Origin of the sequence: Selenomonas sp. ND2010 (assembly GCF_000702005.1) — a bacterium.
Classification (GTDB): Bacteria; Bacillota; Negativicutes; order Selenomonadales; family Selenomonadaceae; genus Selenomonas_A.
Genome location: NZ_JNKI01000042.1, coordinates 1 through 12,558 on the forward strand (window position 1 = coordinate 1; position 12,558 = coordinate 12,558).

15 protein-coding genes and 1 pseudogene are annotated in these 12,558 nt (G+C 53.1%); 14 read left to right on the plus strand and 2 right to left on the minus strand.

The annotated features are described in order from the left end of the window. Positions 1-239: 239 nt before the first annotated feature. Entirely contained in the window at positions 240-623 is a 384-nt protein-coding gene (locus T504_RS14965; RefSeq protein ID WP_231473908.1) for a hypothetical protein, read from the minus strand. Positions 624-700: 77 nt separating this feature from the next. On the opposite strand from T504_RS14965, the gene T504_RS14970 reads away from it, so the two are divergent. Continuing rightward, positions 701-841, plus strand: a complete 141-nt coding sequence (locus T504_RS14970) for a hypothetical protein (RefSeq protein ID WP_231473909.1) — start codon at positions 701-703, stop codon at positions 839-841. Positions 842-920: 79 nt separating this feature from the next. On the opposite strand, the pseudogene T504_RS15120 reads toward T504_RS14970, so the two are convergent. Beyond that, positions 921-998 (minus strand): annotated as a pseudogene (locus T504_RS15120) (zinc-ribbon domain-containing protein); the annotation flags it as partial. A gap of 201 nt (positions 999-1,199) precedes the next feature. On the opposite strand from T504_RS15120, the gene T504_RS0111380 reads away from it, so the two are divergent. The 13 genes from T504_RS0111380 (at position 1,200) to T504_RS13985 (ending at position 12,156) form a co-directional block, all read left to right on the plus strand. Beyond that, positions 1,200-2,351 (plus strand): PrsW family glutamic-type intramembrane protease, encoded by a 1,152-nt coding sequence (locus T504_RS0111380; RefSeq protein ID WP_033171205.1) that lies wholly within the window; start codon positions 1,200-1,202, stop codon positions 2,349-2,351. A 58-nt stretch (positions 2,352-2,409) separates the two neighbouring features. Then, on the plus strand, positions 2,410-3,237 hold the full coding sequence (locus T504_RS0111385; protein ID WP_033171206.1) for a zinc ribbon domain-containing protein: 828 nt from the start codon (positions 2,410-2,412) through the stop codon (positions 3,235-3,237). A 103-nt stretch (positions 3,238-3,340) separates the two neighbouring features. Next, entirely contained in the window at positions 3,341-3,634 is a 294-nt protein-coding gene (locus T504_RS0111390) for a hypothetical protein (RefSeq protein WP_231473910.1), read from the plus strand. A gap of 85 nt (positions 3,635-3,719) precedes the next feature. Then, positions 3,720-5,318, plus strand: coding sequence for a DUF4127 family protein (locus T504_RS0111395; protein ID WP_033171208.1), 1,599 nt, complete (start codon positions 3,720-3,722; stop codon positions 5,316-5,318). A gap of 90 nt (positions 5,319-5,408) precedes the next feature. Further along, positions 5,409-5,555, plus strand: coding sequence for a hypothetical protein (locus tag T504_RS14645; RefSeq protein ID WP_156033536.1), 147 nt, complete (start codon positions 5,409-5,411; stop codon positions 5,553-5,555). Positions 5,556-5,695: 140 nt separating this feature from the next. Then, positions 5,696-6,148, plus strand: a complete 453-nt coding sequence (locus tag T504_RS0111400) for a transcriptional regulator PerR (RefSeq protein WP_231473911.1) — start codon at positions 5,696-5,698, stop codon at positions 6,146-6,148. A 181-nt stretch (positions 6,149-6,329) separates the two neighbouring features. Then, entirely contained in the window at positions 6,330-6,530 is a 201-nt protein-coding gene (gene rpmE, locus T504_RS0111405) for a 50S ribosomal protein L31 (protein ID WP_033171209.1), read from the plus strand. A gap of 139 nt (positions 6,531-6,669) precedes the next feature. Beyond that, positions 6,670-7,569: a DUF1385 domain-containing protein gene (locus T504_RS0111410; protein ID WP_033171214.1), complete on the plus strand. Its 900-nt coding sequence runs from the start codon at positions 6,670-6,672 to the stop codon at positions 7,567-7,569. Positions 7,570-7,585: 16 nt separating this feature from the next. Beyond that, positions 7,586-8,653: a peptide chain release factor 1 gene (prfA, locus tag T504_RS0111415; protein ID WP_033171210.1), complete on the plus strand. Its 1,068-nt coding sequence runs from the start codon at positions 7,586-7,588 to the stop codon at positions 8,651-8,653. Positions 8,654-8,656: 3 nt separating this feature from the next. Next, positions 8,657-9,532: a peptide chain release factor N(5)-glutamine methyltransferase gene (gene prmC, locus T504_RS0111420; protein ID WP_033171211.1), complete on the plus strand. Its 876-nt coding sequence runs from the start codon at positions 8,657-8,659 to the stop codon at positions 9,530-9,532. A 5-nt stretch (positions 9,533-9,537) separates the two neighbouring features. After that, positions 9,538-10,599 (plus strand): L-threonylcarbamoyladenylate synthase, encoded by a 1,062-nt coding sequence (locus T504_RS0111425; protein WP_033171215.1) that lies wholly within the window; start codon positions 9,538-9,540, stop codon positions 10,597-10,599. Positions 10,600-10,719: 120 nt separating this feature from the next. Next, positions 10,720-11,436, plus strand: a complete 717-nt coding sequence (locus T504_RS0111430) for a hypothetical protein (protein WP_033171212.1) — start codon at positions 10,720-10,722, stop codon at positions 11,434-11,436. 27 nt (positions 11,437-11,463) lie between these two features. Next, on the plus strand, positions 11,464-12,156 hold the full coding sequence (locus T504_RS13985) for a hypothetical protein (RefSeq protein ID WP_051635349.1): 693 nt from the start codon (positions 11,464-11,466) through the stop codon (positions 12,154-12,156). The last annotated feature ends 402 nt before the right edge of the window (positions 12,157-12,558 follow it).

Consider the following 12,558-nt stretch of genomic DNA (forward strand, 5'->3'; position numbering starts at 1 on the left):
AGCCTTGACGTTCCGCGTGAAGCAAGAAATTTTTGCCTGCGTTCTCGTTGGAAAAGCAGTTTCGTCCAAGCGAAGCGCGTTTAACTGTTTTCCAACTCTTAATTAAAAGGCAAAAATTTCTTGTAGCGGGTTGTCACCGGTGGAGCGTTGGTACTGGGGCCCCCGCCGCCGGCGATTTGTCTCGAACACGAACTTGGTACTGCTACCCTGCAAACTGTAATTTCACAGTCGCTTTTTCGTTAGGATATTTTAGCAATAGCTACTGCGATTAATAAAACTCCGATGGCGAAAAGCGCGCCGTAGATCAGTGAGAGGGCGTGACCGTGACCGGTCAATTTTTCACGATGGTATAAGTAAATCGGTGGACAGGCGAAAATTGCCAGGTAGTACCAAGCCGACATAAAAATGCCGACACGGCTCAAATAACTCTTGTCGATGCAGAGCAGGATGGCCACGACTATCGATAGAATTCGCGTGATATCGGGAAAGTTAAAAAAGCCGTGTAATATTCCGTAGCCAATCGGCATAATAGCGGCTGCTTTGCAGAAGGTCCACCCCTTGTTAATAAGGGAGATCTCTTCGGCCGTGAAGTCTGGGCCCATTCCCATATAGGCTGGCGCCATTCCACTGGCTGCCGGACCGTAGGGCAGGGAGTAATTCGGATTAGGCGCTGCGGCCGCAAATTGGACGGACTGCGGTTGTGCTTGCGTCTGTAGCTGTGGCTGTAGCTGTGGCTGTGGTTGTGGCTGTGGTTGTGGCTGTGGTTGTGGCTGTGGTTGTGCCTGTGGTTGTGCCTGCGGCTGAGGCTGCGGTTGCGGCTGTTGGGCCGTTGCTTGGATAACGGGCTGTGGTTCCTGGGGCGGTTGCGGTACCGATGGCTGATCCTGGACTGGTGGGGCAGGCTCTGCCGTGTCAACTGGTGCACCGCAGTTTATACAGAATTTCGAGTTGTTTGGCATCTCTTTTCCACAATTCATGCAAAACATAAAATCCCTCATTTCTCACTCAGGTATCTTTAATCCAGATACCTGATTTTGCATCGTATATATACGTTCTCTTTGTACATGTTACGCATGAATTGTTTGATAATCGTTAATCTTCAATTAGAGGTCCGTTAAATCGGATTCGATTGGATTGAACTTGTATTTTTTCCATGATATGGTATCTATCAGAATATGGAATTTAGGGAGGGATGAACCATGTTCTGTGTGAATTGTGGGACACAGCTGGCGGGGGATGAACGCTTCTGTACGAAGTGCGGCCAGCCAGTAGTCGCACCACCGTTGGGGCGGCCGGGGATGGCCGCGGGCTTTCAGGGACAGCCGATGTACCAGCGGCCCTATTATGGACGGCGCTTGCCGCCGCAGAAGGGAACGCTGGATTCCCTCATCGATAACGTCAACCGTATGACCGGTGGAACGGAACACGTTGAGTTAAAGATGAAGGACTTGGTGGAGAATGTATTCCGCAAGCATACGAAGCAGGAAGCGGAACAAATCTTCATCTATGGAACGGCGGCAACAACGCCGCCAGAGGAACAGATTTCTACCGATTGGCCGCATCCATGGCTTTATTCGCGGGTGTTTTTGGTGCTGGCGGTAACCATGCTGGGGCTTTTGTTCATGAATCAAATGCTGGGCAATAAACTGGCCGCTCCCGGCGTGGTTTTCATCGGAGCATTGGCTGTACCTTTTTCGGCCCTGATTTTCTTTTTTGAGGTCAATGCGCCGCGGAATATCAGCATTTTTGAGACGACACAGGTCTTTTTTATCGGCGGCGTCATGTCGCTGTTGATGACGATGTTTGTCTATGGTTTTATCGGTTTTGACAAGCTCGACAATATGAGCACGTTTCTCGTTGGCCTTGCCGAAGAAGTGGGCAAGGTTATGGTCATTGCCTATTTCCTGCGTGGACGGGAGAAGAAGTACATTTTAAATGGCCTTTTGATTGGTGCGGCTGTTGGCGCTGGGTTTGCCGTGTTCGAAACGGCTGGTTATATTGCCAAGAGTAACAGCCTGACGGTGCTTTATCTGCGAGGGGCTTTGGCATTAGGCGGTCATGTGGCCTGGGCCGGACTCACAGGAGCGGCGCTGGCCATGGTCAAGGGCGATAAGCCGCTGCGGGGAGATCATCTGATGGACGTTCGCTTCCTGAAGTTCCTGGCTGTAAGCATTGTGCTCCATGGACTTTGGGATATGCCGCTGCTTTCCCATATCATGCCGCTTATCACCCAGGTCGGTTTGATGGCAGTCGTTTGGATTTTCCTGCTGGTCATGCTTCATGCGGGACTACGGCAGATTTCAACGATACAGCAACAGGCGAAAGCGGCTGGCACGCAGCCGCTTTCCTGATGATTGTATGGGAGACGAAGGGAACCTTGGACGATATGGATTGAGGGAGGATTATATTATGTTTTGCAAGAATTGTAACACTCAATTGCCGGATAATGCGACATTTTGCAAGAACTGTGGTGCCCGGGTAACGCCGGAAGCTGCCACTGCTGCTCCGCAGCCAGTACAACAGCCGGCACCCCAGTCAGCGCCTCAGCAGCCGGCACAGCCGATGGGGATAGTTTCGCAGCCCCAGGGAATGACGATGCCCCCCAATGGGCAGCTGGGCCTGCAGGGCGGCTATTACCAGCAGCCCCAGAGCCGTTCTTCGACGGCTAAGATTGTGGCGATTACGCTGGGCGTAGTGGCGGTGCTGGGCCTTGGCATCATGGCAGTTCATAACTCGTCGAGTGCTAACGACGTACCGCAGCCGACACAGTCGGAACCGGCGGAAAAGAGCACGGATAAACCATCTGTGGACGCACCCCAGGCAGGTGTCCTGTCGCTCAAGCACAAGGATCGCAAGCTCATCAACAACGAGACGAATGAACTCATTCTGATGCTTAAGGATGCGCAGATTACGATGGATGCTGCCGGTCATCCGCAACTCTGCCTGCTCTATACGAATCAGATGCCCAAGGGATTTTCAAGCATTGAGCTTTCCGTCCGGGCATTGGACCAGGCAGGCGAGCCCATGAAGAGCCCGGTAACGGGGCGCGATTTCCAGAGCGTTGAGGCAAAGCAGCTCGTACCACCGGGAGGATCGACTACGGCGCGCGATATCATCCCGCTGGCCGAGCTGCCAAAGGCTGAGAAATACAAGGTAACCTTCCGCTGCATCAACTTCCAGGATTATGACTTCCTGATGTTCAAGGGCAGCAGTAAACCGACGGTATTGGTGGAATAACGACAACTAGCAACAGACTATTGGCTCAGGGAACGAGTCAATAGTCTTTTTTGATTGCGGGATTGCAATGGTTGCGTTAAGATAAGGATAAACACAAATTGAGGTGATTGGATTGGTAAAACTGACGGGCTATTACCAGCTGCCGGGAGCGATGCCGCAGCCGGTGGATTTTGCGGATTTATTTGACAAGTCATTTATGCGCAAATATACGAACTATCGCACCTTTGAAAAGTTCCTGCAGGGGGGCAGGTTCTGTATCGAGTCCCAGCAGGATTTTGAAGACCTGCCCGAAGAGCAGATGGACCGGCATGTGGAAAAGACCACCCGCTTTGGCAGCTGGAAGGAAATGATTGATTTTGCAACGGACTGTTATGCGCGGAAACAGCTGGAGCGTTAAGGATTGCAGGGCGAAGCGGGATGGTGTAGAATTACTTAGAATAAAAATAGCGGCGTGAGATTGTTTCGCCAGAAGAGGTGGACGAATGAAACGGATCATGATGGTTTTGGGGCTGCTCCTGTGGGGGCTGGTTTGCGTATGGCCGGGGCAAAATGCCGAAGCGGCCAAGGGGAAACTGCTGTTCATCCCGCAGGATAACCGGCCTATTTCGGGGGAAGAGACAGCCGATGTGGTACGCAGTCTCGGTTATGAGGTGGTAATGCCGCCACAGGAATATTTGAATCGCGGAACGAACCAACCGGGCAATCCGGACAAACTTTGGCAGTGGACGCAGGAAAATATTCGCGGAGCCAAAGCGGCGATGGTTTCTTCCGATGCCCTGCTTTACGGTGGCCTCATCAATTCGCGCAAGCATGAGATTCCCGAAGAAAAGCTCAACGAGCGGGTGCAGGAATTTGTGAAGCTCAGTCAGGAAAATCCGAGCCTAAAGCTTTACGTGTTCAGTTCACTGATGCGAACACCAATCGATGGCGCTCACGCTGGCGATGAGGAACCTGGCTACTATCAGCAGTATGGCGGCGACATTTTCCAGGCGACCTCCCTGCAGGATAAAGCGGAGATACAAGGCCTCAGCAGTGAGGAAAGGACTGCAATGCAAAAGCATAAGGAGGCTGTGCCTAAAACGGTTTGGCAGGACTGGAAATCCCGCCGTCAGAAAAACCTTGCCATTACCAAGAAACTGTTGGATTTGACCCGTCAGGGGACTTTCAGTTACCTGGTTATCGGCAAGGACGACAATGCGCCGCTTTCCCAGACGCATCGCGAAAGCCGTTTGCTGGCCGCGTATGCCAAGGATCTTCCCGAGACGAAATTTCAGATGCTCGCCGGCATCGATGAATTCGGGATGCTGCTTTTGAGCCGCGCCGTCAATGATTTGGAGCACCAGATTCCTTTTATTTACGTCAAATATAATAAGGGAACCGGGGCGGGCACCGTGCCCAGTTATTCCGATAACCGCATCGGGGATACCATTCGCGCATCGGTGCTGGTGGCGGGCGGCATGATGGTGACCCAGCCGGAGAAAGCGGATTTCGTACTGCTGGTGAACACCAACAAGAATGGCCGTACCGGGGAAGCCAATGATGTGGCGCCTGGTGTGCCGCTGCGCAATGATGGCGCTTTGCGCAATACAACTAAGGGATTCGTGAATCTGGTGACGAATTATGTCGACAAGGGTTATGCCGTTGGCATTGCCGATATTGCCTTTGCGAATGGAGCGGACAATGCGCTGATGAATCAGCTGCGGGATAAAGATCTGCTCTATAAGATTCGGGCATACTCCGGCTGGAATACACCGACGAACAGTACGGGCTTTGTCATCGGAACGGGGCTTTTGGCCAATCGCATGGAAAATGATGCCTGTGACCGGCTGCTGACTCGCCGCTATCTGGAAGACTGGGGCTATCAGGCTAACGTGCGTACTGCTGTGGCTGACAGTGTGGCCTTGTTCCGCCGAAACGATGTCTACGAAAATCTCGGCGATCATGAGCAGGGGGTAAGTCATCGCATCACAAGCCTCATGCGGCAGTTCGTTTATCGGAATTTGCCGCCTTACCCGGGACTGGATAAACTGCAGGTTTCCCTGCCGTGGCATCGTATGTTTGAAGCCGACTTCCATTACTAATTTTTATGGTGACATAACGTAAGAAGTGTGTTACAATACCATAAAGTTATCTTGAACTTATACTTTATTTATCGCAAAGGAGAGACTATCATGAAAAAGACCCGTACTAGCATCAACTGGAACAAAGAGTGCGTCTTTTTTGAGCGCACGGTACAGATTCGCCGCGCAGCTGCGCTGCTGCGGAATGCTGGCGTTGTAGTTGAACCGAAGGCCGATAAGAAACCAGCGGTTGCTTGATTTTTGTGAGCCGCTGAAGCACCACTGCCGGGGGATCGGCGGTGGTGTTTTTTTGTTGACAGAAGAGCCAGGTATCGGATAAAATAAATACAAATGGATAATCATTATTTGTTATCATGTCATGGAGAAAGGATTTTGTCATGAAGACAATGTTGAAACCCAAAGAAGTGACGGCTCTTTTGCGGGAACGCGGTTTTAAGGTCACCCCGCAGCGGCTGGCTGTTTATGATGTGCTCGCTCATACGACAGCTCATCCCAATGCGGAGACGATTTATCAGGAGCTTCAGCCGTATTATCCGACGATGAGTCTGGCAACGGTTTACAAGGCGCTGGCGATTCTTTGCGAAGTGGGTCTGGCTCAGGAACTCAATTTGGGGGAAGAGGCCTTCCGCTACGATGCCAACACGTCGCATCATCCGCATATCCGCTGCACGTGCTGCGGGCGTGTGGATGACATTATGGGGAACTTGTCCTCGGAGGCGATGGAGCAGCAGGCTGCTGACGAGACTGGTTATGCGATTACGGATCATCAATACTATTTCTTTGGCGTTTGCCCCGATTGCCAGAAGGCAGCTGGGCGCGGAAAACATTGAAATTCCCTTGCACAGTATACGGCACCGTGATATAATAATCCAGTAATGGACGTAATGACGTCTGTTTCCAAGTCAAAGATTGACTGGCTTTACCCCGACGGGGAGCTAGGTCTAAACCAAGCTTGCGCATAGTGAGCTTGTATCAATTCCCAGTTTCTTGGGGTGAAAGCGAGGTGTAATAATGAAACAGGGTATCCATCCGGAATTCCACGAGGCTACGGTAACCTGCGGCTGCGGCAACACGTTCAAAACGGGTTCTACGGTTGCAGATCTTCGTATCGATGTTTGCTCCAAATGCCATCCGTTCTTCACGGGTCGTCAGCGTGACGTTCAGGCAGGTGGTCGTATCGAGAAGTTCAACAAGCGTCTCGCCAAGAAATAATCGAACGACAAGTAAGCAGAGCAGAGCAATCTGTTCTGCTTATTTTATTATGTGAGCCGATTAAGGCAATTCATAAGATTAGTGAAATAATCGGTACTTCCGAAAATGATAGGAGGAATTACCTTTGCAGAATAGATTGATGGTTGGCGGCCAGGCCGTCATAGAAGGCGTTATGATGCGCGGGCCCAAGCTGACGGCTACGGCCGTTCGTGACCCGCAGGGCGAGATTCAGGTCGAGGCGAATCCGGTGCATTCCATCACCGAGCGCTTCCCCATCCTCAAGAAACCGATGCTGCGCGGTTCGGTCTCCTTGGTCGAGTCGCTGATAATCGGCATGAAATCCCTTTCCTATTCGGCCCAGATGGCTGGCGAAGAGGATGAGAAGCTGACCGATAAAGAATTGGCAGGGACTATTGTGTTCGCGCTGGTATTGGCCAGCATTCTCTTTATCGCCATTCCCACGGGGGCGGCGAAGTTGTTCCATGACATCACAGAGGATCCGTTCTTTTTGAATCTCATGGAAGGATTTCTGCGCTTGGCGATTTTCCTGCTGTATATCTGGGGAATTTCGCGCATGAAGGATATCCGCCGGGTGTTCCAATATCATGGCGCTGAGCACAAGACAATCCATTGCTATGAGGCCGGCTTGCCGCTGACGGTGGAGAATGTGCAGAAGTTTTCGCGGCTGCATCCGCGCTGTGGCACCAACTTTCTGCTCATTGTCATGTTGGTTTCGATTTTTGTCTTTGCCTTTTTAGGCTGGCCTTCCCTGTGGGAACGCATTGCCAGCCGCATCCTGCTGCTGCCAGTGGTAGCGGGAATTTCCTACGAGATTATCCGCCTGGCAGGACGCAGTCAAAATGCCATCATCCAGACGGCAATCAAGCCGGGATTGTGGCTCCAGTACCTCACCACGCGTCCGCCGGAGGATGAGATGGTAGAGGTGGCAATCGAGTCGTTAAAGGCCGTACTGCCCGCTGAGGAAATCACAGCCGGTTCCGGGGAATACCGGAAAACCGAAGAAGTATTAGTACCCTGAAGAAGAGGTGAATTTCGTGCTGGAAAAACTCCAGGCCGTTGAAGATAAATATTTGGAATTGGAGTCGCTGATAAGCGACCCTGCCACTATTGCAGATATTGACCGTTGGCAGCGCTACAACAAGGAGCATGCCTCCCTTACGCCCATCGTGGAAAAGTTCCGCGAGTACAAGCAGGTGGTAAAGGGCATCGAAGAAGACAAGGCGATGTTTGAAGAAGCGCTGGACGATGAAATGCGCAAGCTTGTCGAAGAGGAATTGGCAGCACTTACGGGAAAAAAAGAGGCGCTCGACCAGGAACTGCCGATTCTGCTGCTGCCCAAGGACCCCAACGACGATAAGAATGTCATCGTGGAAATCCGCGGCGGTGTCGGCGGCGAGGAAGCGGCACTGTTTGCCGGCGATTTGTTCCGCATGTATTCGCGTTATGCCGAGAAACAGGGCTGGCGCACGGAGCTCCTCGATGCCAATGCCACGGAAATTGGCGGCTTCAAGGAAGTGTCCTTTATGGTCAAGGGCTTTGGCGCATACAGCCGCCTCAAATACGAGAGCGGTACCCATCGCGTTCAACGCGTGCCGGCTACGGAGTCCGGTGGGCGTATTCATACTTCGGCAGTTACCGTGGCCGTACTGCCCGAGGTCGAGGACGTCGAGGTAGACATCAACCCGAATGAGCTTCGCATCGATACATATTGTGCCTCTGGTGCCGGCGGCCAGTACGTAAACCGTACGGAAACGGCCATTCGCATCACTCATCTGCCGACGGGTATCGTCGTGCAGTGCCAGGATGAAAAATCCCAGCTCAAGAACAAGGAAAAAGCCATGAAGGTCTTGCGGGCGCGAATCCTCGACAAGGCGCGCCAGGAGCAGGAGGATGCTGTGGCTGCTGACCGCCGGAGCCAGGTCGGTTCCGGTGACCGCAGTGAGCGCATCCGCACCTATAATTTCCCGCAGGGACGTGTCACGGACCATCGCATTGGCTTGACCCTGCACAAAATCGATGCCGTATTAAATGGTGAGCTAGAGGAAATCCTCAATGCCCTCATCACGGCAGATCAGGCAGAACGGCTGAAACAGGTGAAATAAGATATGGCAAATAACGAAATATGGACGATTGGCAGGATACTCAAGTGGACCGAGCAGTACTTTGAGCAGAAAGGCGTGGAATCTCCGCGCCTGGATGCAGAGGTACTGCTTTCCCATCTGCTCAAGAAACAGCGCATCTATCTCTATGTTCATTTTGATGAACCTTTGCAGGCGGAGGAGCTGGCTGCCTATCGCGAAATGATAAAAAAACGCGTGGCGCATGTTCCGGTAGCCTACATCCTGGGGGAGAAGGAATTTATGGGGCTGACGTTCCAAGTCACGGCGGATACCCTGGTGCCAAGACCGGATACAGAAATTCTGGTTCAGGCCGCCGTTGACGCCTTGAAGGGGATGTCGCCGGAGGCGCATTGCTTTGCGGATATTGGCACAGGCAGTGGGGCGATTTGCCTGTCGGTCCTGCACTTTACGGAGAACACCGAGGCGGATACCGTTGACATCAGCCCAGGGGCGCGAGCGGTGGCCGAACAGAATGCGGCGGCCTTGGGCTTGACGGAGCGCATCACCTTCCATACGGGAGATTTGCTGGAGCCGATCAAGGATAAGACCTACACGGCGATTCTTTCCAATCCGCCGTATATCCCGCAGGCAGATATTGCGACGCTGGCACCAGAGGTGCGCTGCAAAGAGCCAATGACAGCCCTTTGCGGCGGGGCGGATGGCTTAGACTTTTACCGCCGCCTCTGTGCCGAGGCCCCGGATATGCTGCTGGCAGGCGGCTTTATGGCCTTTGAGGTGGGGATTCATCAGGCCGAAACAGTAGCAAACCTAGCCAAGGAACATCCACTGATTGAGCGGACGGAAATCATCAAAGACTATGCCGGTATTGACCGCGTGGTCGTAGCGTGGAGAAAGAAGTGAGTGATTTGCAGACGGAAATCGTAAAGATTGAACGGATAAAAGAACAGAAAGAGGACCTGCAAAGAGCCGGGGAAATCCTTCGGCAGGGCGGACTGGTGGCCTTCCCGACCGAGACGGTCTATGGGCTGGGGGCCAACGGGCTTGATGGCGATGCCTGTGCCAAGATTTACGATGCCAAGGGGCGGCCGTCGGACAATCCGCTAATCCTTCATGTGGCGAACCGTTCGATGGTGGATCAGATTGCCGCCGTCATTCCGCCGATGGCAGAAAAGCTTATGGCGGCGTTCTGCCCCGGGCCAATCACGCTCATCCTGAAACGGCGCAGCATCGTGCCGGACCGCATTACGGGCGGCCTCGACACCGTTGGTATCCGCATGCCCGAAAACGATGTGGCGCGGGCGATGATAAAAGAGGCTGGCGTACCGGTGGCGGCGCCTTCGGCGAATATCTCGGGGCGGCCGAGTCCGACTACCGCTGAATCGGTTGCCCGCGATATGGATGGACGCATCCCGCTGATCCTCGATGGCGGGGCCTGCCGGTTTGGCGTGGAATCGACGATTGTCGATTGCACGGGAGGAAAAGCGGTTATCCTGCGGCCCGGTGCGGTGACACGGGAAATGCTCGCCGAACTTCTCGGCGAGGAAAATGTTACCCTTGACCCGGCGCTGGTCGGAGAAAAAGTGGTACCGAAGGCACCGGGCATGAAATACACGCATTATGCCCCTAAGGCCCCCATGACGCTGATTGAGGGCATGCCTACCCGCATGGCGAGGGCGTTCCAGCGGGAAATCGAACGCCTCCAGCAGGAGGGACACATCGTTGGTATTGTGGCCAGCCACGAAGTATTGCAGGATTTAAAAGGCGTGGTGGCTGACGACCTGATGGCCGATTACGGCCATCAGCAGGATTTGCCGGCCATTGCCGCCAATATCTATGAAGCCCTCCGAAGCTTTGATGACAAACCAGCGGATGTCCTTTTGGGAGAAGGGACGGCAAGCGATGGCCTGGGGCTGGCTATCATGAACCGCCTACACAAGGCCAGCGGCTTCCGCACGATTCAAGCGTAAGCAAAATCTACCGAATGAGCAGGAAAAAATTTTTGTTTGTCGTATATGAGAATTAGGAAGAGTATGGGAAAGTAGTTTCTTCGCAAGAAGATTTCGATGTAAAGGTAAGGGGGAGGCATCATGGGCAAGATATCCTATGCAGTAGCGGGATTACTGGTCATAGCTGTGGCCGGTGGTGCAGGCGCTGTCGCAGCGATTCATTACAATGAAACCCGGGCGGTAGTGCAGGCGGAAAAGGACAAACAAGAGGCCGCAAAACTGGCGGCCATACAGGAACGGGAAGCCAAGGAAGCGGCGGTCAGAGAGAAGGCCCGCCGGAAACAGGAACTTCTCGACCAGCGTTTGGGGCGCAGTGAGGAGCCGGATCAGGTCATCCGGGGACTTATTGCCGATATGAAGGTCACACAGGAAGCGGATGGCTCCACCACATACCGCTATGAAGACCCGGAGGAAGACGGGATTTTCTTCCAGCCCTATCTGATTCGCGGGGCTGACGGCGTGGCCGTCATGCATGTAATCCTGCGCCATCGTGGTGGCCGTCCCATGGGGTTCCAGGGGGTAGACTTGCAGCCCACCGATGACCAGCTGTTCCATATCCGGGCCCAGGGGGCGGTGACAACGACCCAGACGGATACGGGTATCATGGAATGGTGTGACCAGCCCGTCGATGCGGAGACAGGCAAGGCCATGCGCGAAGTCGCGTCGGTTCTGGCTGCGAAAATCAGTATGCTCGGCGTCAATGGTTCGAACGATGACCGCATGTTGACGGCCACCGAGGCCATGCGTATCCGCAATATTCTCGAGTTGGCGGATCGTTTGAATGGCAAGACAAAATAAAATTTCCTCAGAAAGGATGCGAATTTCATGGAGTTATTCCCGCCGTTAGTGGCGCAGGTGATGTTGGTATTGGTGGGCGTCATTGGAATTGTGAGCTTAGTGGTAGGTGCTTATAACAGTTCGATACTTATCAGTGGCCGCAGGCAGTTTTTGAAGATTGAAGTCTTGGAGCAGGATATCGCAAAACTCCAGCAGGAAATCAAGGAACTAAAAAGTAAGCAGCTGCCGGTTGAGGAATCGCAGCCGGTGGCGATTGTGCCGCCGGAGCCCGACCCGTTGGAAGCGACAGGAGCTGAGGAAGTCTGGGCGGAGTTTTTGAAGGATTATAACAATCTGGCGGCTAGCATGGATGTGCCAAAGGCTTTGGAGGCCTGCGAAACCTTTGCCGACACCCACCAGCTTACGTTTTTGATTTGCCTTGACCATGCCGCACAGGAAAATGGTATGATATCGCCAAAGTTTGCCGAGGTCAAGCAGTTGGCTGAAAGCCACTACTGGGCGTGGGCGGTCCCCGAAACGGGGGGAGCCTTCGTTGTTGTGCCGAATCCACTCCATGACTACGATGAAAAGCTCCATACGGAAGGCGGTATGAAAGAGACCTTTGCCTCAAATTATGAATCAGGCATCTGTAAGGAAATCAAAGTCCGCCTGCCGGCAAAATTTCAAAATCGCAAGGGAACCTGGAAAATCATCCAGCCCGGCGTGATAAAAGTCAAATAAAAGCAGTTTGCGATAGAAAAGACCTGTTGTCGAAAAGACAGCGGGTCTTTTTGTATAAGAAAATTACAGTTTATCGGTTAGCGGAGCCTCATTCGAAGCAACTCTTCGCCGCCGCTAGGGGCAGTGCCAACACTACGCGGGAGATGTTTTTCTAAACGAAATTTTTATCTTTAATTAAGCATCGAAAAAGTTGCAAAACGCGCTTCGCTTGAACGGTAGCAATTTTTCGACGAACGGTGAGGATAAAAATTTCGTTCTTCACGAAAAACATCAAACGCTTCGTTTATGGCACTGCCCCTAGCGGCGGCTGAGTCTGTGGCGAGTTTCGCAGGGCTAATCCCTCCGAGGGCGCAGCAATTCGTGCCGGCTCTAACCGAGGCGGCGGGGGCCCCAGTACCATAA

Excerpts from the sequence above, each read along its gene's own strand:
- T504_RS14965 (WP_231473908.1), bottom strand. The coding sequence starts at position 623 with ATGGCGCCAGCCTATATGGGAATGGGCCCAGACTTCACGGCCGAAGAG.
- T504_RS0111410 (WP_033171214.1), top strand. The coding sequence starts at position 6,670 with ATGGTTGGCGGCCAGGCCGTCATAGAAGGCGTTATGATGCGCGGGCCC.
- T504_RS13985 (WP_051635349.1), top strand. The coding sequence starts at position 11,464 with ATGGAGTTATTCCCGCCGTTAGTGGCGCAGGTGATGTTGGTATTGGTG.
- T504_RS0111380 (WP_033171205.1), top strand. The coding sequence starts at position 1,200 with ATGTTCTGTGTGAATTGTGGGACACAGCTGGCGGGGGATGAACGCTTC.
- T504_RS0111395 (WP_033171208.1), top strand. The coding sequence starts at position 3,720 with ATGAAACGGATCATGATGGTTTTGGGGCTGCTCCTGTGGGGGCTGGTT.
- T504_RS0111385 (WP_033171206.1), top strand. The coding sequence starts at position 2,410 with ATGTTTTGCAAGAATTGTAACACTCAATTGCCGGATAATGCGACATTT.
- T504_RS0111430 (WP_033171212.1), top strand. The coding sequence starts at position 10,720 with ATGGGCAAGATATCCTATGCAGTAGCGGGATTACTGGTCATAGCTGTG.
- prmC (WP_033171211.1), top strand. The coding sequence starts at position 8,657 with ATGGCAAATAACGAAATATGGACGATTGGCAGGATACTCAAGTGGACC.
- rpmE (WP_033171209.1), top strand. The coding sequence starts at position 6,330 with ATGAAACAGGGTATCCATCCGGAATTCCACGAGGCTACGGTAACCTGC.
- T504_RS0111400 (WP_231473911.1), top strand. The coding sequence starts at position 5,696 with ATGAAGACAATGTTGAAACCCAAAGAAGTGACGGCTCTTTTGCGGGAA.
- T504_RS14645 (WP_156033536.1), top strand. The coding sequence starts at position 5,409 with ATGAAAAAGACCCGTACTAGCATCAACTGGAACAAAGAGTGCGTCTTT.